This is a genomic window from Streptomyces sp. PU-14G (assembly GCF_041028275.1).
In the GTDB taxonomy this organism is placed as follows: domain Bacteria; phylum Actinomycetota; class Actinomycetes; order Streptomycetales; family Streptomycetaceae; genus Streptomyces.
The window spans coordinates 1-21,262 of the sequence record NZ_JASKYT010000034.1 but is presented as its reverse complement, the minus strand read 5'-3'; the positions used below and the strand labels follow the sequence as shown (position 1 = coordinate 21,262).

The window sequence follows — 21,262 nt, the reverse complement described above, 5'->3', positions numbered from 1 at the left end:
CATTCTGGGGGGCCGGGGGCCGCCGGGTCGCGGGAACGTTCCGGCGCCGTGTGTGGTTGGGGCAGGCATGGAGACTGTGGAGGTCGTGGTCATCGGCGCCGGGCAGGCGGGTCTGTCCAGCGCCTACCACCTGCGGCGTACCGGACTGGCGCCCGGCGCGGAGTTCGTCGTTCTGGACCACTCGCCCGCGCCCGGCGGGGCGTGGCAGTTCCGGTGGCCGACCCTGACCTACGGCCGGGTCCACGGTATGCACGCACTGCCCGGGATGGAGCTGACCGGCGCCGATCCCGAGCGTCCTTCGGCAGAGGTGATCGGCGAGTACTTCCGCGCGTACGAACGCGTCTTCGACCTGCCGGTCCGGCGGCCCGTCGACGTGCGGGAGGTCCGGGAGGCCGGCCGCGACGGTCGCCTCCTGGTACGGACCTCGGAAGGTGACTGGGCGACACGGGCGGTGATCAACGCCACGGGGACCTGGGACCGCCCGTTCTGGCCGCGCGTGCAGGGGCAGGAGCTCTTCCGGGGGCACCAACTGCACACGGCCCAGTACCCGGGCCCCGGCGCGGACGCCTTCGTGGGCAGGAGAGTGGTGGTCGTCGGGGGCGGGACCTCAGCGGTACAGCACCTCATGGAGATCGCCGAGGTCGCGCGGGAGACCGTGTGGGTGACGCGACGGCCGCCGCTCTTTCGCACAGGCGAGTTCGGCCCGCAGGAGGGCCGCGCGGCCGTGGCGCTGGTGGAGGAACGGGTGCGCCAGGGGCTGCCTCCGCAGAGCGTGGTGTCGGTGACAGGACTGCCCATGACGGAGGAGCTGCGGCGCGCGAGGGAGCGCGGGGTTCTGGAGCGACGGCCGATGTTCTCCTCGGTGACCGCCGACGGGGTCCAGTGGGCCGACGGAAGCCGTGCACGCGCGGACACGATTCTGTGGGCGACCGGGTTCCGGCCCGCCATCGACCATCTGGCTCCGTTGCGGCTACGCGAGCCGGGCGGCGGCATCCGGCTGGAGGGCACGCGGACGGCTCGCGACCCCCGCGTCCACCTGGTCGGATACGGGCCGTCGGCCAGCACCATCGGCGCCAACCGTGCGGGGAGGGCCGCTGTGCGGGACGTACGGGAGCTGCTGGCGACGGCTGCCGACGCCCCAGCCCTCGACACCCCGGCCACCCGCGCGTCGGCGGCTCCGGCAGCCGCTTGAGCTGTCCGCCCACCGACGCGGACGGTGGTGCCCCGGCTCCTCTGGTGTCCCTCTCGCCTCACGCAGGGTGAACGGCTGGGCCGCGCGCGCCGTCCGTGGCCCGGATCTGGTGCGTGGCGGCGTACTGCTGCGACAGTAGGCCTGACGGTGATCATCCGTACGGTCTGCCGCAGCAGGGTGGCGGCCGGAGCGTCGCCGACGTGGACAGGCATGGAGCCGGCGGACAGGCATGGAGCCTGTGCGGCCCGGCACGAAGGCTGACAGGTGAGGACGGAAGGGAGGCGTCGTGCGCGTAGCGCTCTTCGTCACCTGCATCAACGACGCGCTCTATCCGCGCACGGGGCAGGCGGTGGTGACACTGCTGGAACGGCTCGGTGTGGAGGTGGACTTCCCCGACGCGCAGTCGTGCTGCGGGCAGCCGCAGTTCAACACCGGCTACCGGCACGCGACCGAACCGCTGGTGGAGCGCTACGCCGACGCCTTCGAGGGGTACGACCACATCGTCGTCCCGTCCGGGTCGTGCGCGGCGATGGTGCGGGACAACTATCCGCGCATCGGCGCGAAGGCCGCTGCGGAGGGGCGCGGCCGGGTGCTGTCCGCGGCGGCGGAGCGGGTGGTGCCCCGCACCTACGAGCTCACGGAGTTCCTGGTGGACGTGCTGGGCGTCACGGACGTGGGGGCGTATTACCCGCACACCGTCACCTATCACCCGACGTGCCACGGGCTGCGCATGCTGGGGCTCGGCGAGCGTCCCAGGCAACTGCTGGAACAAGTGGAGGGCCTCCAGCTGAGGGAGTTGGAGGGCGCGGAGGAGTGCTGTGGTTTCGGGGGGACGTTCGCTGTGAAGAACGCGGCCGTCTCCTCCGCGATGGGCGCCGACAAGGCACGCCACATCGAGGCGAGCGGCGCAGGGTCGGTCTGCACGGTGGACAACTCGTGTCTGATGCACATCGGCGGCGTCCTCTCCCGCTCAGGGTCGCGGGTGCGCCCCGTGCACCTGGCGGAGATTCTGGCGAGCACCCGGGAGGCACCGCTGTGAAGCCGGAGCGGACGACAGGAAAAGCTTCCGGGCCGGACGGAACCTCCGGCACGACGGGCGAGGAGACCCGCACTGCTGACGCGGGCGCCGACAGCCCCGGCGAAGTAAGCAAGGGACCCGCAGGGAACGTCGGCAAAGCGAGCAAGGGACGCGCAGGGAACGTCGGCGAGGCGAGCAGGGAGGCACGGTGAGCATCACCTATCTGGGCATGCCGCCCTTCCCTCAGGCGGCACAGGAGTCCACCGGGGACACGCGGCTGCGCCGCAACCTGCGGCACGCCACCCACACGATCCGGGACAAGCGAGCGGGCGCGGTGGCCGAACTGCCGGACTGGGCGGCGCTTCGCACGGCCGGTGCGCAGATCAAGGACCGCACGCTGCGTCATCTGGACACCTACCTGGAGCAACTGGAGGCCGCCGTCACCGCGGCCGGCGGCACCGTGCACTGGGCGGTGGACGCGGCGGAAGCCAACGAGATCGTCACCCGGCTCGTACGGGAGACCGGCGAGCGCGAGGTCGTCAAGGTCAAGTCGATGGCGACCCAGGAGATCGGTCTCAACGAGGCGCTGGAGGACGCCGGGATCGCGGCCTACGAGACCGACCTGGCGGAGCTGATCGTACAGCTCGGTGACGACCGGCCCTCGCACATCCTCGTCCCCGCCATCCATCGCAACCGCGGCGAGATCCGCGACATCTTCGCCGAGAAGATGGGCCGCTGGGGGCGGCCCGCGCCGGACGGGCTCAGCGACACACCGGCGGAGTTGGCAGAGGCCGCACGGCTGCATCTGCGGGAGAAGTTCCTGAACGCCAAGGTGGGCATCTCCGGGGCGAACTTCATGGTCGCGGAGAGCGGGACGCTCGTCGTGGTCGAGTCCGAGGGCAACGGCCGGATGTGCCTGACGCTTCCGGAGACGCTGATCTCGGTGGTCGGTATCGAGAAGGTCGTCCCCACATGGCAGGACCTGGAGGTCTTCCTCCAACTGCTGCCGCGTTCCTCGACGGCCGAGCGGATGAACCCCTACACCTCGACCTGGACGGGCAGCACCGACGGCGACGGCCCCCGCAGTTTCCACCTGGTCCTGCTGGACAACGGCCGTACCGACACGCTGGCCGACCAGGTGGGCCGGCAGACGCTGCGCTGCATCCGCTGCTCGGCATGTCTCAACGTCTGTCCCGTCTACGAACGTGCGGGCGGGCACGCCTACGGATCGCCCTACCCGGGGCCCATCGGGGCGATCCTCACCCCGCAGCTCGACAGCCTGGAAACCGGCCTGGACGCCTCCCTGCCGTACGCCTCGTCGCTCTGCGGTGCCTGCTACGAGGTGTGCCCTGTGGCCATCGACATCCCCGAGGTGCTGGTGCACCTGAGGGAGCGCGTCGTGCAGGGCGGGACGGTCACCGTCCGCGGGCAGCGCACGACTGTGCGGCCCGCCAAGGGGCACGCGGCCGAACGAGCCGCCATGCGGGCGGCCTCCTGGACCTTCGATCACCCGCGCGCCCTGCGCGCAGGGGAGCGCCTCGCCTCGCGGGCCCGCCGGCTGGTGCCGAACAGGCTGCCGGGGCCGGGCAGCGCCTGGACGGACACCAGGGACACGCCCCGGGTACCGCCCGAGTCCTTCCGCGACTGGTGGCGGCGCACACGCACGCCTCCGGGGGCCGCGGGGAACGACCAGCAGGAGAGCGTCCGCCCGGAGGGACGGCAGAAGGCCCCCGGCGGACAGGACCGACAGGAGGGGTCCGATGAGCAGCCGTGAGACCGTGCTGGGCCGGGTACGGCGCGCCCTGGCCGACGTGCCTCGCGGGGAGCGGCCCGACCAGGCGCCGGTCGGCCGCGACTATCTGCGGGTGCACGGGGAGCGCAGCACGCGGGAGACCGTCCGGCTACTGACCGAGCATCTGGTCGACTACCGGGCCCGAGTGCACCACTGTTCCCCCGCCGAACTGCCCCAGACGGTCGCCGAGCTGCTGGCACGAGTGGGTTCGCGCAGCGTGGTGACGCCCGCCGGGGTACCGGAAGCGTGGCTGCCGCAGGACGTCGAGAATCTCCCCGACTCGGCGGAGTTGACTCCGCACGATCTGGACGCGGTCGGCAGTGTGGTGACCGGATGCGCGGTCGCCGTGGCCGAGACGGGCACGCTGGTGCTGGACGCCTCGCCGGATCAGGGGCGGCGGAGCATCACGCTCGTGCCGGACCATCACATCTGCGTGGTGCGGGTGCCCGATCAGGTCGTCGGTTCGGTTCCGCAGGCGCTGGAGCGGCTGGATCCCGCCCGCCCGCAGACGTGGATCTCCGGGCCCTCGGCCACCAGCGACATCGAGCTGAACCGTGTGGAGGGCGTGCACGGCCCGCGCACCCTCGATGTCGTACTCGTCGGCGAGGGCGTCCCGATGACCTGATCGCCGAGCACCCCCGACTTTCCTGGCTCGGTGCGACGCCCTGGCTCGGTGCGACGCCAGGGGAAGATGTTCTTCAAGTTACTTACCGGAACCGGTGGTTCGGGACGCGCGTGCGTGCAAAAGTCGACGCGATCATCTTCCCCCAGTGCTTCCCCCAAGGAGACACGCGCACGTGAGCCACTCCCCTGTCACCTCCTCCCACTCCGTCACGCCGACCGGTCCCATGGAACCCGGCTTCAGACCCGACAGACCGGTGAGCAGACCACTTCTGATGGTCGTCGTGCTTTCCGCCGCTGCGCTGTCGGCCCTCTCCGGCATCCTGAGCGCGTCGATGGTGTACCTGGGGGGCAAGGACCTCGCCGACGAGAACGTCCGCAACGCCGTCGACAGCGACCCTTCCGCCGTCGGTCTCCCGGCGGACACCCAGTCCGCCGATCTGAAGCGGATGTCCGGGACGGCCTGGGACGACGTCGTCACCCACTGGCAGGACACCATGTCGGCACGCGCGGCGTTCGCCGTCGCGCTGGCCCTCCTGGTGCTGCTGTGTGCGGTGCTGGCCCGCAAGGCTTCCTTGTGGTCCCGTGTGACCCTCAGCGTCGCGGCGCTGCTCGCGGGTGCCTTCCCGCACCTTCTGGTACTGCGGGACGCCCCGCCGACAGGGCTCTACGCGACCAGTCTCGCAGCCCCCGTGCTGGCCGTGGTCACCGTGGTGCTGTGCTGGCTGCCGCCGGTGGGCCGGTACGCCAGGGCCCGCAGCCGCTCCTGACCTCTCCACCAGGTGCGGGATGCGCAGCCCGGCACGGGAGTCCCCGCCCGGTCCGGGATGCGCTGTCCGGCGCGGGATGCGCTGTCCGCACAGCCGGTACGCCGCCGGCGTAACTCCCTGGGCGAGGCCTGCGCGAGGGCATACGGTTCCCGCCATGGAAACCGTGCGCGTGCGGCCGTCCCTGCATCTGATTCCGTTCCCCGTCGGCCAGGCGTATCTGTGGCGTGACGGGGAAGAGCTCACTCTCATCGACACCGGCCCGCCCGGTGCCGCGGACGAGGTGGAGGACGCCATCCGGCGCGGCGGCACCGGTCACGGGGCGCTGCGCCGGATCGTGCTGACCCATTGCCACCCCGACCACGCGGGATCCGCGGCCGAACTCGCCGAGCGGCACGGCGCCGAGGTGATCGCGCACGCCGCGGACGCACCCGTCATCCGCGGTGAGGTGCCGGCTCCGCCGCCCGACCTGGCGACCGCCCCGGAGTGGGAACGCGCCGCCTTCGACCAGGTGCACGCGCCCTTCGGCATCACCTCCCGTGCCCCTGCCGTCCCGCCGGCCCCGCCCTCCCGAGTCGACCGGGAGGTGACCGAGGGGGACGTGCTCGCTTTCGGCGGGGGCGCCAGGGTGCTGTGCGTGCCCGGGCACACGCGCGGCAGTATCGCCCTCCTGCTGCCCGTGGAACGTGTGCTGTTCACCGGTGACGCGGTGGCCAGGGTCGAGGCCGGACCGGTGCCGGGGGTCTTCAACCAGGACAGGGCGCGCACCGTTGCGTCCTTCCTCCGCCTGTGCGACCTGGGCGTCGGGGCGGTGGAGACCGTCTGCTTCGGACACGGCGCGCCGCTGGCGCGCGCCGGCGGTGAGACACTCGAGCAGGCTGCTGCAGCATACAGCTAGTCTGGTCGCCCGCACGGCAGCCGGAACCGAGCCCTCCGGGTGCCGCATCCGTCCGCCTGAGCTCATCGGAGGCCCGCCATGAACCAGCCCGCGCCCCGCCAGGTCGCCTCGATCGACGGGGTCGGTGTCCGCCGCGTGGCCTCTGACCAGGTCATCCTCGACGGGATCGACTGGTCGGTGCGAGCCGGTGAGCACTGGGCGCTCCTGGGAGCCAACGGGGCGGGCAAGACGACGTTGCTCAAACTGATCGGCGCCGTCATGCACCCCACCTCCGGCACGGTGGAGGTGCTGGGCAACCGCCTCGGCCGGGTGGACGTACGGGAGCTGCGCGCCCACATCGGACACGTGTCCACCTCCCAGAGCGTCCCCCAGGACGCGACAGCGCATACCGTCGTGCTGACCGGCGCGACGGGCACCGTGCAGCCGCTGTGGCGCAAGTACGACGACGAGACCCGCCAACTGGCCCACGACCTGCTGTCCGAGCTGGGGTGCAAGGAACTCGCGGACCGGCCCTTCGGAGTGTGCTCCGGCGGGCAGCGGGCTCGCATCCTGATCGCCAGGGCGCTGATGCCCGCGCCGTCCCTGCTGCTGCTGGACGAACCGTTCAACGCCCTGGACCTGCCCTCCCGCGAGGACCTGATCGACGCGCTGCGCCGACTGGCCGCGGACCGTCCGGCTCTGGCGACGGTCACGGTCACCCACCACCTGGAGGAGCTGCCGCCCACCACCAGTCACGCGCTGCTGCTGCGCGAGGGCCGTGTCGGCGCGTGCGGCCCGGTCGGCGACGTGCTGACGGGAGAGCTGATGACCCGGTGCTTCGGCCGCCCCATCGACGTCACGCACCAGGACGGCCGGTGGCTGGCCCGCTCGGGCCACCGGAGCTGACCGCCCGGCCGTCTCGGGGTCGGGCGGGTTCCGCTTCGGGCAGCTGCGGCACGTGCGGCCAGGTCGGTCCTAGGACCTGAGGCAGACCGCGTTCGGTCCCGCGCCCGTTCCGGCACGGCGTGGCCCGCCGTAGCGTCCCGGCATGGATCCCACAGCGACGCACACCGGACGCGGCGACCCCACAGGAACGCTGGACGAGGCCCTCGAACGACTCCACTCCACCGGCCCCGAGTTCGAGGGCTGGCTCACCAACCACGCCCCCATGGCGGTCGAAGCTCTGGTGCGGCACGGACAGACGGGCCTCGTGCACCGCTGGCTCGACGGTTACGCGGACAGGCTGGAGGATCTGCCGGGGAGTCGCGCACCCGTCACGGACACCAACTGGCGTGCCGCTCTAGGCGACCCCTCGCGCCTTACGGACTGGACACGCTTTTTCACCCACAAGATGGAAGAGCGGCCCTGGCGCGACGTCCTCGCCCTCTGGTGGCCGCTGCTGCTGCCCGGCATCTCCGGAGGCGCCACCCACCCGGTGATCCGGACGGGTCACGCGGTGCGCGCCCTCCTCACCGAGGGCGGCGACACCTCACCGCGCCGTGCGGAGCTCGCCCACGCGCTCGGCTACTGGGCAGCACGGCACAGCACTCTGGCAGAGATCGAGATGCTCCCCGGACGGGCTTCCGCGGACGAGGGTTATGACGCCGTACCGCTGATCGCCGACCAGAGCGGCGGCATCGGTGAACGGCTCGCCCGGATCTCGGCCCTCCCCCACCGCCCGCACCACACGACGGAGGCCGGAAACCGGCTGGGGCCGGAAGGCGGGAGCACCGGACTGGAAAGCGGAGGCACCGGCCCGGAAGGCGGGAGCACCGACCCGGACGGGACCAGCACCGGCCCCGAGCGTGCCCGCGCAGACCTGGAGGAGATCGTCCGCGCCGCCACCCACCGGTACGCCACCCACGCGCACGGCTCGCCCGTCATGCTGGTGCACGCGGCGACAGCCCCCAACGCCGTACTGCGCGTCCTGCCCGCGCTGCCCCGCGAGCTGTGGGCCGCCAGCGTCGATGCCGCCTGGGCGGCGAGCGCGGCCGTCACCGCCATCTACGGGCCCTCGCAGGGCATGCCCGCCCCCACCGGCGGCGGGCTCACCCCACAGGAGGCGTTCGCCGGGGCAGCCGCCCACGGGGACGAGCACGCCATCAAGTTCGCGGACACCGCCCTCGATGTCGCCGCGAGGGAGAACGGCGAAGATCCCCTCGCGGTGGCGGCCGTGCTGCGGACGACCCAACTGATCGAACCCGCCCGCTGACGACGGCGCCCCACCGTTTACTCGGCCCGCAAAGGAGCGGCGGCGCGTCGCCTTCGACGAGTGAGCGGTCTGGGTGGGGCCGGGGAGGTCGGTGCCGCGCCGTGTCAGCCGATCCGTGTGGCGAAGGCCGCGTACGCCGCCTCGTCGAACAGCACGAACCTGACCTCCTCGACCGCAGTGTCCGCCGCGCGCACCGCCTCCACGGCGATGCGCGCGGCGTCTGCCACCGGCCAGCCATAGGCACCGGTGGAGATGGCCGGGAACGCGACCGTCTGTGCGCCGAGTTCGTCCGCGACGCGCAGAGACTCCAGGAAGCAGGAGGAGAGCAGCGCGGGATCGCTGCCGGGGCCCCGGTGCACAGGACCGACCGTGTGGATGACCCAGCGGGCCGCGAGCCGTCCCGCCGTCGTGGCGACGGCCTGCCCGGTGGGAAGCCCGCGCCCGTAGTGTCCCGCGCGCAGTCGCCGGCACTCGTCGAGAATGGCGGGACCGCCCTTGCGGTGGATCGCGCCGTCCACGCCTCCCCCGCCCATCAGCGAGGAGTTCGCCGCGTTGACGACGGCGTCGACGTCCTGCTCGGTGATGTCGCCCCTCACCAGGGTGATGTTCGTCGGCATGTGCCCCATCCTGGCGCGTCGGGCGACTGCGCGCCCACCAGTTGTCCGCTGCGCGCCCCCTGGTGGGCATGCGCGCGTTCGTATTAGCTTGCCCCACCGCTTCTTGGCTCGCTCACCGCTTCGCTGCACCCTTCTCGCTGGAAGGACGGTTCCTTATGGCCCGTACTCCCTCTCGCCGTTCCCTGATGGCCGGCGGCACGGCCGCCGCCCTCGCCGCCCCGCTGCTGGGGCACACGGCCGTCGCGGCCCCTCCGGACCGGTCGGCGGAAGGACACGGTGGGCCACGGGTGACGCCGGGCGCCGACGTGGCGGCGGCCGACGGGTGGCGCGTACTGCGGGGACGCAAGGTGGGTGTCGTCAGCAACCCGACGGGAGTGCTGAGGGACGCCCGGCACGTGGTCGACTCGATGGCCGAGCGGGACGAGCTGGACATCGTCGGCGTCTTCGGCCCCGAACACGGCTTCCGGGGCAGCGCACAGGCGGGAGAGTCGGAGCCGGAGTTCAAAGACCCCCGCACCGGTCTGACGGTGTACGACGCGTACGGCGCAGACGCGGCGAAGATGGCGACTCTCTTCCGCAAGGCCGGCGTCGACACGGTCGTCTTCGACATCCAGGACGTAGGGGTGCGTTTCTACACCTACATCTGGACGATGTACCACGCGATGGTCGCCGCGCGGGACACCGACGCGGCCTTCGTCGTCCTGGACCGGCCGAACCCGATCGGACGCAGAGCCGACGGACCGCTGCTGACACCCGAGTACGCCTCCGGCGTCGGCCTCAAGCCGATCATCCAGCAGCACGGCATGACAGTGGGCGAGCTGGCGCGCTACTTCAACGGCGAACTGCTGCCCAGCGAGGGCGACGGCGGCCGGGTCGAACTGGAGGTCGTCGAGGTGCGCGGCTGGTCTCCACGGACAACGGCGCAGCACACGGGGCTGCCCTGGGTGCCGCCGTCCCCTAACATGCCGACGCCCGATACCGCCACCGCCTACGCGGGCACCGGCTACTTCGAGGGAACGAACCTGTCCGAGGGGCGAGGCACCACCCAGCCGTTCCAGTTCATCGGGGCGCCCTATCTGGACTATCACTACAGCGACCGCCTCAACGCCCTGCGGCTGCCGGGCGTGCGTTTCCGTGAGGGCTATTTCGTGCCGACCTTCAGCAAGCACGAGGGCACGACCTGCGCCGGTGTCCAGCTCCTGGTGACCGACCCGGCACGGTACGAGGCGGTGCCGACCGCCGTGGCCATGCTGCGGGAGGCCATGCGGTACGACGGCTTCGCCTGGCGCAAGGACCCCGACCCGAAGCGTCCATACTGGATCGACAAGCTGTCGGGCTCTCCCCGGCTGCGGGAGATGCTCGACGCGGGCGCGTCCCTGGAAGAGGTCACCGGTGCCTGGCGCCGGGAGGTCCGCGACTTCGAGCGGACCAGGCGGCGCTACCTGCTCTACCGCTGAGGCGTCGCACGGGCCGGCCGCCCACTACTGCCCACGAGCGGTCGTTCCGTGGTGGCGAGGCGGCCGATCCCTGATGGCGAAGGAGTGCGACAACCTTCCCTTCCGGTGCCCGTGGGTGACGGCCAACGGAGGTGACCGGCCGTAGGCTCGCCTCATGGCCGCACGCTTCAAGGATCTCGCGCTGGACGCCATCGACCACCAGACGCTGGCCGACTGGTGGTGCCAGGCCCTGGGCTACGCCCGCCGCGATCCGCCGGCCGGGAGCGCGGAACGTCCCCGCGAGTGGCCTGTTCCCCTGTACGACCCGACGGGCACGGGACCGCTCATCTGGATCAACCCGGTGAGCGGTCCTACAGAGGGCAAGAACCGGATGCACCTGGACGTGTACGGGCACACGGAGGAGTTGCTGGCACTCGGCGCCACCTTGGTGCGCAGGCGGGACGAGGAGATCGGGTGGGACGTCCTCAGTGACCCCGAGGGCAACGAGTTCTGCGTGTTCGTACCGCCGAAGCCGAAGCCGCCGATGTCCCGCCGCTGACCGGGCCGCGCGGGAGCCGCGCCGCCGACCGGCATGGGCCGGCCTCCCTCGCCGACCCACCGGACCGACGCGCGGCCTGCGGGCCGTCCAGGCGCCCCCGGGGCGCTGTCAGCCCACCACCACGTCGGCCGGCTCGCGGTCGCCCGGCGTCCCGTCCGCACCGGGGGTCTCCCCGTCACGGCGCACCAGGGCGGCGTACTTGCCGTCCGCCGCGAGGAGCTGCTCATGGGTGCCCCGCTCCACGATCCTTCCGCCGTCCAGGACAACGATCTGGTCGGCGTCGCGGATGGTGGAGAGGCGGTGCGCGATGGTCAGGGTGGTGCGCCCCGCCGACAGCGCGTCGATGGCCTCCTGCACGGCGCGTTCGGTGCGGGTGTCGAGCGCGCTGGTTGCCTCGTCGAGGATCAGCACGGGCGGGTCCCTGAGGATGGTGCGCGCGAGCGCGAGGCGCTGTTTCTCGCCGCCGGAGAAGCGGTAGCCGCGCTCACCGACGAGGGTGTCGTAGCCGTCCGGAAGGGCGGCGATCTGCTCGTGGATCTGTGCGGCCCTGGCAGCGGCGCGCAGCTCCTCGTCGGAGGCCGCCGGTTTGGCGAAGCGCAGGTTCTCGGCGACCGTGGCGTGGAAAAGGTACGTCTCCTGGGACACCACGCCCACGGCCTCGGAGAGCGTGGCGAAGCCGAGGTCGCGGACGTCCACGCCGTCGAGGGTGACGCGGCCCGCGCTCACGTCGTAGAGCCGGGGCACCAGGTAGCTGAGGGTGCTCTTGCCCGACCCGGTGGCTCCCACGATGGCGAGGCTGCTGCCCGGAGGGACGGTCAGATCGACGCCGTGCAGAGTGCGATCCCGCGCGCTGACGGTGCTGCCGGTCCCGCCCGTACCGCCCGTACTGTCAGCGCTTCCGGGTGTGTCGGGTCCGCGGGAGCCGCCGTCGTAGGAGCGGGAATCGTCGTCGTAGGAGAAGTCGACACTCTCGAAGCGCACTTCGCCCCGCACCGAGGGGAGAACGACAGGGTGCTCCGGCTCGGTGATGGTGACGGGCAGATCGAGGTACTCGAAGATGCGCTGGAAGAGCGCCAGCGAGGTCTGCATCTCCACGCCGGTGGTCAGCAGGGACACGGTCGGCCGCAGCAGGCCCTGCTGGAGAGTGACGAAGGCGACGAGGGTGCCGATGGAGAATGCCGGGCCACCGAAGTGGGTGAGCATGCCGGCCGTCCAGTAGAGCAGGGCGGGGATGGCGGCCATGACGATACCGATGGTCGCCATGCGCCAGCGCCCTGCCATGTTGGAGCGCACCTCCAGATCGACCAGCCTCTCGGATTCACCTGCGAAGCCGCGGGTGAGCGAGTCGGACCTGCCCATGGTGCGTCCGAGCAGGATCCCGCTGACCGACAGGGACTCGGTGACCAGCGCGGAGAGCACGGCCATCTGCTTCTGCCTGTCGGTGGCGATGCGCTTGCGTTCCCGCCCCACGCGCCGGCTCACCCACACGAAGAAGGGCAGCAGCGCGAGGGAGGCGAGGGTCAGCCGCCAGTCGAGAGCGAGCATGGCGACGATGGTGGCGACCACGCTGGTGAGGTTGGAGACGAGTGAGGTCGCGGTCGAGGTGACCGTCGCCTGCATGCCACCGATGTCGTTGGCGATGCGGGACTGGACCTCACCCGTTCGTGTGCGCGTGAAGAAGGCGAGCGGCATCCGCTGGAGCTTCGCGTAGACCCCCGTGCGCAGATCGTGCATGACGCGCTGGCCCACCGTGGTGCTGATCAGCGTCTGGAGCACACCGAAGACGCTGGTCATGACGGCGGTGAGGATCATGCCGAGGGCCAGGAGCGAGAGCAGACCGGTGCGCTGCCGGGGGATGGCGACGTCCAGGATCTCGCGCAGCAGGAACGGGGACGCCACGGAGACCAGCGAGGAGGCGGCCACCAGGAGGCCGACCAGGGCAAGTCGGCCGCGGTAGGGACGGAACAGGCGCAGGATGCGGCGCACCTGCGCGGGCTGCTCGGGCGTCGACGGGTCCTTCGGTTCCGGCGTCCAGCCGGGTGCTGCAGGGCGCAAGGGGCTCCTCGGGGTCGGTGGCGCGGGGGCGCGGCGAGAGCTCCGCACCCGTGTGCCGTTCGCCTTCAGGACTCCGGAGCATAGTTCATGGTTACCTATACTCACAATGAACATCATCCTGATACCTTGCGGTCATGCCCCCGCACTCCGCCGACGAACACGCATCCGACCTGGCTGACCAGCTCCTGCGCCTGACCAAGCGGATCAACCACGCCCACCGGCAGAACTTCGCCCCGGTCGGCGTCACACCCGCGCAGGCCCGGATGCTGCGCACGGTCTCGCACAGCCCCCAGCCGCCCCGGATGGCGGACCTCGCCGAGCGGCTGGGCGTGGTGCCCCGGCAGGTGACGAGCCTCATCGACGCACTGGAGGCGCGCGGGCTGGTGCGCCGCTCCCCCGACGCCGCCAACCGCCGGGTCACCCGGATCGAGCTCACACCGGGCGGCTCCCGAGCCCTGGAGGAACTGAGGCAGGCCCGTCGGGCCACCGCGCAAGAGCTGCTGGCCCCGCTGACCCCCGCACAGCGCGACGAGCTCAGCCGCCTGCTGGCGCTGCTGGACGGGCGGGGCCACGGGCCGGCGTAGGCGCTCGGGCCTGCGTAGGCGCTGGATGGACGAGCGTTGTCCGGCCGGTACGACCCCCACGGCCGGTGTCGGAGGGCCGCTTTAGCATGAGACGCACATTCCAGCCCTGCCCCCCCGCCCGAGCCACCTCGTCCCCTCGCGCGTCCAGGAGATGCCATGCCGCTGCTCGAACCGAAGCCTGGAGCACTGCGCCCGCGTACCGGCGCCGGACACTCTCCCGCCGCCGACCGGGTGCCGCAGGACCGGGCGAACGGCACCCCGCAGCCGCTCCGGAGCGACCTGGAGGGGCTGCTGGGCAGCGAGAAGGTGCTCTCGAAGGTCTCCGACCTGGTGCGCTACGCCTCCGACGCGAGCCCGTACCGCTTCATTCCCCAGGTGGTGGTGCTCGCCGAGAACGCGACCGACGTGGCCGCGGTGCTCTCCTACGCGCGCGAGCACGGCCGCGACGTCGTCTTCCGCGCCGCGGGGACGTCGCTGAACGGGCAGGCGCAGGGCGAGGACATCCTCATCGACGTGCGCCGCCACTGGGCCGGCGTCGAGGTGCTGGCGGAGGGCAGGCAGGCACGGATCAAGCCCGGCACCACCGTCTTCCGGACGAACGCCGCGCTGGCCCCGCACGGACGGCTGCTGGGCCCCGACCCGGCCAGCGCCATCGCCTGCACCGTCGGTGGTGTGGTCGCCAACAACGCCTCCGGCATGACGGCGGGCACCACGCGCAACTCCTACCGCACCGTCGCCTCGCTCACCTGCGTGCTGCCGAACGGCACCGTCGTGGACACGGCCGATCCGGCGGCCGACGAGAAACTGGCGCGGGACGAGCCCGGGCTGTGCGAGGGCCTGATGGCACTCAAGGAGGAGATCGAGGCAGACGCACGACTCGTCGCCCGCATCCGTGCCAAGTACGAGCTGAAGAACACCAACGGCTACCGACTGGACGCCTTCCTGGACGGGGCCACGCCGGTCGAGATCCTGCGCGGGCTGATGGTCGGCTCCCAGGGCACGCTCGGTTTTCTCGCCGAGTTCGTCTTCGACACCCTGCCACTGCACCGGCGCACCTCGACGGGGCTCTTCTTCTTCCCCTCGCTGTCGGCCGCGGCTGCCGCGGTGCCCCGCTTCAACGAGGCAGGGGCGATGTCGGTGGAACTGATGGACGGCAACACCCTGCGGGCCTCGGTGAGCGTCTCGGGAGTGCCGCAGGACTGGGCGGACCTGCCCAAGGAGACAACGGCCCTGCTGGTCGAGTTCCGCTCCCCCGACGACGCCGTACGCGAGGAGCGTGAGCAGGCGGCACGCGCCGTGCTGGCCGGTCTTGACCTGGTGGCTCCGGTTCCCTCGGTCACCAACGAGCTGACGCGCGATGCGGGGACGATCGCCTCGTACTGGAAGGCGCGCAAGGCGTTCGTCACAGCCGTGGGAGGCTCCCGCCCCTCGGGCACCACTCTGATCACCGAGGACTTCGCGGTGCCACCCTCCCGGCTGGCCGAAGCCTGCGAGGCGCTGCTGGAGCTCCAGGAGCGCCACGGCTTCGACGCCGCCGTCGCCGGGCACGCGGCGCACGGAAACCTGCACTTCTTGCTGGCCTTCGACGCGGCGAGCCCCGAGGACGTGGCCCGCTATGCCGCGTTCATGGACGACTTCTGCCGGATGACCGTCGAGCGCTTCGACGGCTCCCTCAAAGCCGAGCACGCCACGGGCCGCAACATCGCCCCCTTCCTGGAGCTGGAGTGGGGAGCGGAGGCCACCGAGCTGATGTGGCGTGTCAAGCGGCTCCTGGACCCGGCCGGGGTGCTGGCACCCGGCGTCCTGTTGGACCGTGATCCGCAGGCGCACCTGAGGGGCCTGAAATCCATCCCCAGCGTGGAGGCCATCGCCGACCCGTGCATCGAGTGCGGTTTTTGCGAACCGACCTGCCCGAGCGAGGATCTGACCACCACCCCGCGTCAGCGCATCGTGCTCCGGCGCGAGATGCTGCGGCAGCGCCCCGGCTCCCTGGTGGGCGAGAATCTGCTCGCCAGCTACGGATACGACGCCGTGGACACCTGCGCGGGCGACTCCACCTGCAAACTCGACTGCCCGGTCGGTATCGACACGGGCGCGATGATGAAGTCCTTCCGGCACGCACGGCACTCTCCCCGTGAAGAGCGCACCGCCGCGCGCACGGCACGGCACTTCGCCCGCGTGGAACGCTCGGCCCGGCTGGCCGTCGCAGCCGCCAACCAGCTGCGCAAGCGCCTACGCGGACGGGACGGCACGCTGGGCGACCGGATGCTGGGCGCGGTGACCGGCGCGGCACGCAAGGCGGTGCGCCCGGACCTGGTGCCCGAGTGGCTGCCCGAGATTCCGGCTCCTGCCGCCGGCCGTCTTCCCGCGACCAGCAGGCAACGCGCCTCCGCGGTGTACTACCCGGCCTGTGTGAACCGCATCTTCGGCGACCCGGACGGCTATCAGGGAGCGTCGCTCCCGGAGGCCATGGTGGCCGTCTCGGCCCGCGCGGGACGTCCGGTGTGGATACCGGAGGACGTGACGGGGACCTGCTGCGCCACGATCTGGCACTCCAAGGGCTACGAGGCGGGCAACACGCTGATGGCCAACCGCATGGTGGAGGCCGCCTGGCGGTGGACGGACGGCGGCGACCTCCCGCTCGTCGTGGACGCCTCCTCATGCACCCTGGGCATCGCGGAGGAGGTCGTGCCCTACCTCACCCCGGCCAACCGCAAACTCCACGAACGGCTGACGATCGTCGATTCCCTGGTCTGGGCCGCCCAGGAGCTGCTTCCGCGGCTCACCGTCGAGAGCCGCGTCGCCTCGGCGGTCGTCCATCCCACCTGCTCCATGCGGCACCTGGGGGACGAGGCGGAACTGCGCCAGGTGGCGGAGGCATGCGCTCACGAGGTCGTGGTGCCGTTGGACGCCGGGTGCTGTGCCTTCGCGGGCGACCGCGGGCTGCTGCACGAGGAGCTGACCGCCTCCGCGACGGCCCGCGAGGCCGCGGAGGTGGAACAGCGCTCGTACGACGCGTACCTGTCGGCGAACAGGACCTGCGAGATCGGTATGGACCACGCCACGGGCGACCGTGGGTACCACTCGGTGATCCAGGAACTGGAGCGCGCCACCAGACCGCGGTGACGGCGGCGGAGGCAAGGGTGGGGCGGGCCGCTTGTGCGGGCCCGCCCCGCGAGTCACTCCGTCGCGTCCACGTGCAGTGCGACGGCGCTGCGGGCCGGCAGCGTCACCTGTGCGGTGCCGTCGGAGCCGACCCGCACCTTTTGTTCGCAGCCACTCTGTGCGGAGGCCACGTTGCAGTAGGTACCGGCAGGCAGTGAGGTCGTGAAAGCCCTGCTGACCTCGCTGTCACTGTTGTTGAGCGCGACGAAGCCCTTGTCACCGCGGCTGAAGGCGAGGGCCTGGCCCTCGGACCACCAGTCGGTGAGCTCCGCTGTGCCGACCGCGTTGTGGAAGCCGACCATGCCCGTGATCTCCGGCTTGGCATGGTTGCCGGTCCAGCCGGTCCCGCCGCTGGGCGGCCCGGCGTCGGCGTCACTGAACTCGTAGCCCGAGTAGACGTTCGGAGATCCGTACGGGTGGGCGAGCAGGAAGACATTGGCGAGCGTGTGGGCCGCGCCGTCCTTGTAGGTCAGCGTGGAGCCGTTGCGCTCGGTGTCCCAGTTGTCGACGAACGTGCGTGCGGAGCCGCTGTCCAGCAGGGAGTCGCCGAGAGTCCGGAGCGAGCCGAGGTCCCCGCCCTGGAACGCCCCCTTGAGCGCGCGGCCGTAGCGGAACTCGTCGACGTCCCCCACTTCGGTGTACTCCTCCGGCTGCACCGCCTCGCCGTCGCCATGTATCACCTCACTGACCCAGAAACCGGGGTCCTCGGTCATCTTCGCCTTGATGGCGGCCACGTCAGCCGCCGCCATGTGCTTGGCCGCGTCGATCCGGAACCCGGCCACCCCCAGCGACCTCAGGTCGTCGAGGTAGCCGGCGATGGCGCCGCGCACCTTGTCGGTGCCGGTGTCGAGGTCGGCGAGACCCACCAGTTCGCAATTCTGCACGTCGTCACGGTTGGTGTAGTCCGTGATGTCGCGACGGCAGGCGTGGAAGTCGGCGTCCTCGTAGGTGCCCTGATAGCCGTACTTGGAGTACGGGGTGCCGCCGGTTCCGGTGCCCGAGCCGGAGGTCATGTGGTTGATGACGGCGTCCGCGATCACCTTGACACCCGCCGACTCGCACGCCTTCACCATGTTCGCGAAGTCGTCTCGACTCCCCAGCCTGCCCGCGATCTTGTAGCTGACCGGCTGGTATGACGTCCACCAGGCGTCCCCTTGAATGTGTTCACTGGCGGGCGACACCTCGACGTAGCCGTAACCGGCGGGGCCGAGCGTGTCAGTGCACTCCTGGGCGACGGAGGCGAAGGGGCGCTCGAACAGCGTGGCGGTGACGGTCTTCCCGCCGGGAGGGAGGGCCTGCGCGGCGGCTGCGGAGGTGGTGCCCGCCTGAGCGTGCCAGGGCCCCGTCGCGAGCAGGCCACCGACTGCCAGTACTCCTGCCGTGCTCGCGCTGAGCAGACGTTTTCTCATGATGCGGCTCCTTCGGTGTGCGGGCACGGGGGTGCCCGGAAGGCAGCCAGGCGCCAGGGCCGCCGTGGGGGGAGGTGGACACGCTGGTTCGAGCGAGCCATGTGTCCACGAGGCTGACCGGGAGCCTGCCGCCAGGACGTGAGCACGTCAAGAGTTCTCGCAAACTTTTTCTGCTCCTTGCAGCAAGGCATTGCGAGCCGAGAGGCGGTCCGCGCGCGCGGAAGTCCATCCACGAACGACGAGAGTCCAAGTCCGCGCTCTTGCGCACCACTGGTCTCAACCAGCAGGGTCCATAGCCGAGTTCACCCACCCGGACGACATGCGAAGACTGCGGGAGACCCGATGAGTGACGACCAAGGATTCAGCCGCCGCTCCGTACTGCGGACCGCCTCAGCCGCCGGAGCAGGGCTGGGCGTCGGGGCGCTGGGCACCCCCGCGGCCGAGGCCGCGGCGCCCGGTACCGCTGCGACCGCCGCAGCCGCGCAGGGCGAGGCCGCGGCACCGCCCCGGCGGGGCCGCACCATGATCGGCGTACCGTTCGAGGAGCGCCGCACCGTCCGGATCGGCATCATCGGCCTGGGGCAGCGCGGCGGCAGCATGATCGACCTCTTCCTGGCCCTGGAAGGCGTACGGGTGGTCGCGCTGTGCGATCCGGTGCGGGAGAAGGCCGAACGCGCCGCCAAGAAGGTCACCGACGCCGGCCAGCCGGCGCCCGCCCTCTATGCCAAGGGCGACCACGACTTCCAGAAGCTGTGCAGACGCGGCGACGTGGACTTCGTCTACGTCGCCACCCCGTGGGACTGGCACTTCGAGATGGCCAAGGCCGCTATGAAGGGCGGCAAGCACGTCGGGGTGGAGTGTCCGATCGCCTTGGAGCTCAAGGAGCTCTGGGAGCTGGTCGACCTCTCGGAGAAGACCCGCAAGCACTGCATGCAACTGGAGAACTGCGCCTACGGGCAGAACGAGATGCGAGTCCTGCGCATGGCGCACGAAGGGCTCTTCGGTGACCTGCTGCACGGCGCGGGCGCCTACCTCCACGATCTGCGCGGCCTGATGTTCGACCCCGATTACTACGAGGGCCCCTGGCGTCGCAAGTGGCACACCCGGCTCAAGGGTGACCTCTACCCGAACCACGGCTTCGGGCCGGTCGCCAACTACATGGACGTCAACCGTGGCGACCTGGCACTCCGCATCAGCACCTTCGGATCTCCCTCCCTCGGCCTGGCCGCCTACCGCAAGGAACACGCGCCGCAGGGCGACGAGAGCTGGAAGGAGACCTACGTCAAGAGCGACATGGCGATCAGCCTCATCCAGACCGCCAAGGGGCGGGTCATCCGCCTGGAACAGGACGTCTCCAACCCGCACCCCTACTCCCGGCTCAACATTCTCGGGGGCACCAAGGGCGTCTTCGAGGACTATCCGCCCCGCATCTACCTCGAGCCGGACATGTCCGGAGACGAGTGGGGCGACTTCGACGGGTACAAGGAACACGACCACTGGCTGTGGAAGGAACACGCCAATCCCCCCGGCGGGCATGGCGGCATGGACTACATCATGCTGTTCCGCCTGGTGCAGTGCATGCGGCTCGGACTGGTACCCGACTTCGACGTCTACGACGCGGCCACCTGGACCGCCCCCGTCCCGCTCAGCCACGCCTCGATCAAGGCCAAGGGCCTGCCGCAGGAGATCCCGGACTTCACCCGTGGCCTCTGGAAGAAGGAACGGCCGGGCGTCGACTCCGAGAAGCCCGAGGAGTGAGGCGAGGAGCGACGGAGAGGAAGCTCACCGTCTGAGAAGAGGCGGGCGCCCGAACCCACTTCGGTACGTACGGGCGCCCGGACCCACTTCGTACGTCCGGACGTACGAGCGGCCGGACGTCCGCCGCGACCGGGCCCCCGGCGCCCGGAGGCCCGCTCAGCTCTTGAGCGAAGCCTTGTCCCCCATGACGACCACAGGGTGCTTCTTCGGATCCAACGTCCGCAACAGCGTCTCCATGCCGGACTTCGAGATGCTCACGCAGCCCGACGTGCCGCTGCCGTGGTCCATGTGCAACCAGATACTGCCCCCCTTGGCCTGACCCTGCGGCCGGGTCGGGTCGAGGGGGGAGGTGCCCTTGACTCGGTTGTAGTCGATGGCGATCACGTGGTCGAAGTCGTGCCGGGTCTTCTTCGGCCAGTACGAGGGCGGGGTGAACGCCGACGTGTGGGCGTACGGCAGCCTGGCGTCGGGTTCGGGCAGCACCCCGCCGGCGTCGGAGAGCGAGAAGACGCCGACCGGGCTGCGCTTGTCGCCCTGGTGGTGGTCGCTCGTCCAGCCCTTCTTGCCGTTGTGCGCCTGCCAGCTGTGCTCCTCGTGCCACGCCTTGCCGTGCCGGGTGTAGAGGCGGACCGTCGCGTCCGCCGAGTCCTTGCCCCTGCCCTCGACGGCCACCACCTGGGTGCTGTCGTCGGGGATCTTCGCCTGGAGCCGGTCACCCACACGAGGGATTTCCGTGGGGTTCTTCGCCAGTTCGGCCTTCGGGGACGCCTCGGAGTCCTTCGCGGCCTTCGTGCTGCCGGAACCCCGGCCTCCGCCGTCGTCGGAACCGCAGCCCGCGAGGAGCACCGCCAACGCCGTGCCACCCGCTGCCGCCACCAGAGCGGCCCTGGCCTTGGCGCGCGCTCTCGCCCTGGCAGCCGGCACCTCCTTGGCACGGCCCGTGGTGGCCCCGCGCGCCGCTGCCCCGCCGCTTGTCCGTCCTGCCCCACGTATGCGCATGCCCTCCATCCTCGCATTGGCCGGAACCCTTCCGCCGCCGGGGAAAACCCGTTGCCATCGCGCGAGTGACCGGATGAGATCAGCGAACACGTCCACCGCCGCACGGCCCGCACGGGTGCGTCCCGTATGCGCTGGCCGCATGCGCTCCGCACGCCTGCCCGCCGGCCGACCACGGCCCCTCCTGGCCCGACTCCCCCCGGG

General features: G+C 71.2%; 17 protein-coding genes. 13 read left to right on the top strand and 4 right to left on the bottom strand.

The features are described 5' to 3' along the window. Positions 1–67 precede the first annotated feature (67 nt). The 8 genes from AB8Z75_RS06700 (at position 68) to AB8Z75_RS06665 (ending at position 8,479) form a co-directional block, all read left to right on the top strand. On the top strand, positions 68–1,192 hold the full coding sequence (locus AB8Z75_RS06700; RefSeq protein WP_369200455.1) for an NAD(P)-binding domain-containing protein: 1,125 nt from the start codon (positions 68–70) through the stop codon (positions 1,190–1,192). A 286-nt stretch (positions 1,193–1,478) separates the two neighbouring features. Continuing rightward, the gene (locus AB8Z75_RS06695; RefSeq protein WP_369200454.1) at positions 1,479–2,231 is read left to right on the top strand and encodes a (Fe-S)-binding protein; all 753 of its coding nucleotides are present in this window, start codon (positions 1,479–1,481) and stop codon (positions 2,229–2,231) included. A gap of 187 nt (positions 2,232–2,418) precedes the next feature. Continuing rightward, complete coding sequence (locus tag AB8Z75_RS06690) at positions 2,419–3,984, top strand: lactate utilization protein B (RefSeq protein WP_369200453.1); 1,566 nt, start codon at positions 2,419–2,421, stop codon at positions 3,982–3,984. Next, positions 3,971–4,627: a lactate utilization protein C gene (locus AB8Z75_RS06685; protein ID WP_369200452.1), complete on the top strand. Its 657-nt coding sequence runs from the start codon at positions 3,971–3,973 to the stop codon at positions 4,625–4,627. The genes AB8Z75_RS06690 and AB8Z75_RS06685 overlap by 14 nt, the downstream gene beginning before the upstream one ends. 253 nt (positions 4,628–4,880) lie before the next feature. Beyond that, positions 4,881–5,393, top strand: coding sequence for a hypothetical protein (locus AB8Z75_RS06680; protein ID WP_369200451.1), 513 nt, complete (start codon positions 4,881–4,883; stop codon positions 5,391–5,393). Between the two features lie 154 nt (positions 5,394–5,547). Then, positions 5,548–6,288, top strand: a complete 741-nt coding sequence (locus AB8Z75_RS06675) for an MBL fold metallo-hydrolase (protein WP_369200450.1) — start codon at positions 5,548–5,550, stop codon at positions 6,286–6,288. Between the two features lie 78 nt (positions 6,289–6,366). Continuing rightward, complete coding sequence (locus AB8Z75_RS06670; protein ID WP_369200449.1) at positions 6,367–7,173, top strand: ABC transporter ATP-binding protein; 807 nt, start codon at positions 6,367–6,369, stop codon at positions 7,171–7,173. A 142-nt stretch (positions 7,174–7,315) separates the two neighbouring features. Beyond that, positions 7,316–8,479: a questin oxidase family protein gene (locus AB8Z75_RS06665; RefSeq protein ID WP_369200448.1), complete on the top strand. Its 1,164-nt coding sequence runs from the start codon at positions 7,316–7,318 to the stop codon at positions 8,477–8,479. Positions 8,480–8,583: 104 nt separating this feature from the next. Here AB8Z75_RS06665 and AB8Z75_RS06660 read toward each other — a convergent pair whose 3' ends face one another. Next, positions 8,584–9,096 carry an O-acetyl-ADP-ribose deacetylase gene (locus AB8Z75_RS06660; protein WP_369200447.1) on the bottom strand — a complete coding sequence of 171 codons (513 nt, stop codon included), beginning with the start codon at positions 9,094–9,096 and terminating at the stop codon, positions 8,584–8,586. Positions 9,097–9,251: 155 nt separating this feature from the next. Between AB8Z75_RS06660 and AB8Z75_RS06655 the strand changes: the two genes are divergently transcribed. Next, positions 9,252–10,553 carry an exo-beta-N-acetylmuramidase NamZ domain-containing protein gene (locus AB8Z75_RS06655; protein ID WP_369200446.1) on the top strand — a complete coding sequence of 434 codons (1,302 nt, stop codon included), beginning with the start codon at positions 9,252–9,254 and terminating at the stop codon, positions 10,551–10,553. A 154-nt stretch (positions 10,554–10,707) separates the two neighbouring features. Continuing rightward, positions 10,708–11,091 (top strand): VOC family protein, encoded by a 384-nt coding sequence (locus AB8Z75_RS06650; protein ID WP_369200445.1) that lies wholly within the window; start codon positions 10,708–10,710, stop codon positions 11,089–11,091. Between the two features lie 108 nt (positions 11,092–11,199). Here the strand turns inward: AB8Z75_RS06650 and AB8Z75_RS06645 are convergent, their stop codons facing one another. After that, positions 11,200–13,146, bottom strand: a complete 1,947-nt coding sequence (locus AB8Z75_RS06645) for an ABC transporter ATP-binding protein (RefSeq protein WP_369200444.1) — start codon at positions 13,144–13,146, stop codon at positions 11,200–11,202. Between the two features lie 134 nt (positions 13,147–13,280). Here AB8Z75_RS06645 and AB8Z75_RS06640 point away from each other — a divergent pair, with 134 nt between their 5' ends. Then, a complete protein-coding gene (locus tag AB8Z75_RS06640; RefSeq protein WP_369200443.1) occupies positions 13,281–13,730 on the top strand; it encodes a MarR family winged helix-turn-helix transcriptional regulator in 450 nt (149 codons plus the stop codon). Between the two features lie 156 nt (positions 13,731–13,886). Then, complete coding sequence (locus tag AB8Z75_RS06635; RefSeq protein ID WP_369200442.1) at positions 13,887–16,856, top strand: FAD-binding and (Fe-S)-binding domain-containing protein; 2,970 nt, start codon at positions 13,887–13,889, stop codon at positions 16,854–16,856. A 53-nt stretch (positions 16,857–16,909) separates the two neighbouring features. On the opposite strand, the gene AB8Z75_RS06630 is transcribed toward AB8Z75_RS06635, so the two are convergent. Further along, positions 16,910–18,304 carry an alpha-amylase family protein gene (locus AB8Z75_RS06630; protein WP_369200441.1) on the bottom strand — a complete coding sequence of 465 codons (1,395 nt, stop codon included), beginning with the start codon at positions 18,302–18,304 and terminating at the stop codon, positions 16,910–16,912. Positions 18,305–18,646: 342 nt separating this feature from the next. On the opposite strand from AB8Z75_RS06630, the gene AB8Z75_RS06625 reads away from it, so the two are divergent. Beyond that, a complete protein-coding gene (locus AB8Z75_RS06625) occupies positions 18,647–20,062 on the top strand; it encodes a Gfo/Idh/MocA family protein (protein ID WP_369200440.1) in 1,416 nt (471 codons plus the stop codon). Positions 20,063–20,218: 156 nt separating this feature from the next. Here the strand turns inward: AB8Z75_RS06625 and AB8Z75_RS06620 are convergent, their stop codons facing one another. Next, positions 20,219–21,061 carry a L,D-transpeptidase family protein gene (locus AB8Z75_RS06620; RefSeq protein ID WP_369200439.1) on the bottom strand — a complete coding sequence of 281 codons (843 nt, stop codon included), beginning with the start codon at positions 21,059–21,061 and terminating at the stop codon, positions 20,219–20,221. Positions 21,062–21,262 lie beyond the last annotated feature (201 nt).

Excerpts from the sequence above, each read along its gene's own strand:
- AB8Z75_RS06660 (WP_369200447.1), bottom strand. The coding sequence starts at position 9,096 with ATGCCGACGAACATCACCCTGGTGAGGGGCGACATCACCGAGCAGGAC.
- AB8Z75_RS06655 (WP_369200446.1), top strand. The coding sequence starts at position 9,252 with ATGGCCCGTACTCCCTCTCGCCGTTCCCTGATGGCCGGCGGCACGGCC.
- AB8Z75_RS06700 (WP_369200455.1), top strand. The coding sequence starts at position 68 with ATGGAGACTGTGGAGGTCGTGGTCATCGGCGCCGGGCAGGCGGGTCTG.
- AB8Z75_RS06670 (WP_369200449.1), top strand. The coding sequence starts at position 6,367 with ATGAACCAGCCCGCGCCCCGCCAGGTCGCCTCGATCGACGGGGTCGGT.
- AB8Z75_RS06620 (WP_369200439.1), bottom strand. The coding sequence starts at position 21,061 with ATGCGCATACGTGGGGCAGGACGGACAAGCGGCGGGGCAGCGGCGCGC.
- AB8Z75_RS06685 (WP_369200452.1), top strand. The coding sequence starts at position 3,971 with ATGAGCAGCCGTGAGACCGTGCTGGGCCGGGTACGGCGCGCCCTGGCC.
- AB8Z75_RS06630 (WP_369200441.1), bottom strand. The coding sequence starts at position 18,304 with ATGAGAAAACGTCTGCTCAGCGCGAGCACGGCAGGAGTACTGGCAGTC.
- AB8Z75_RS06675 (WP_369200450.1), top strand. The coding sequence starts at position 5,548 with ATGGAAACCGTGCGCGTGCGGCCGTCCCTGCATCTGATTCCGTTCCCC.
- AB8Z75_RS06625 (WP_369200440.1), top strand. The coding sequence starts at position 18,647 with ATGAGTGACGACCAAGGATTCAGCCGCCGCTCCGTACTGCGGACCGCC.
- AB8Z75_RS06640 (WP_369200443.1), top strand. The coding sequence starts at position 13,281 with ATGCCCCCGCACTCCGCCGACGAACACGCATCCGACCTGGCTGACCAG.
- AB8Z75_RS06635 (WP_369200442.1), top strand. The coding sequence starts at position 13,887 with ATGCCGCTGCTCGAACCGAAGCCTGGAGCACTGCGCCCGCGTACCGGC.
- AB8Z75_RS06650 (WP_369200445.1), top strand. The coding sequence starts at position 10,708 with ATGGCCGCACGCTTCAAGGATCTCGCGCTGGACGCCATCGACCACCAG.
- AB8Z75_RS06665 (WP_369200448.1), top strand. The coding sequence starts at position 7,316 with ATGGATCCCACAGCGACGCACACCGGACGCGGCGACCCCACAGGAACG.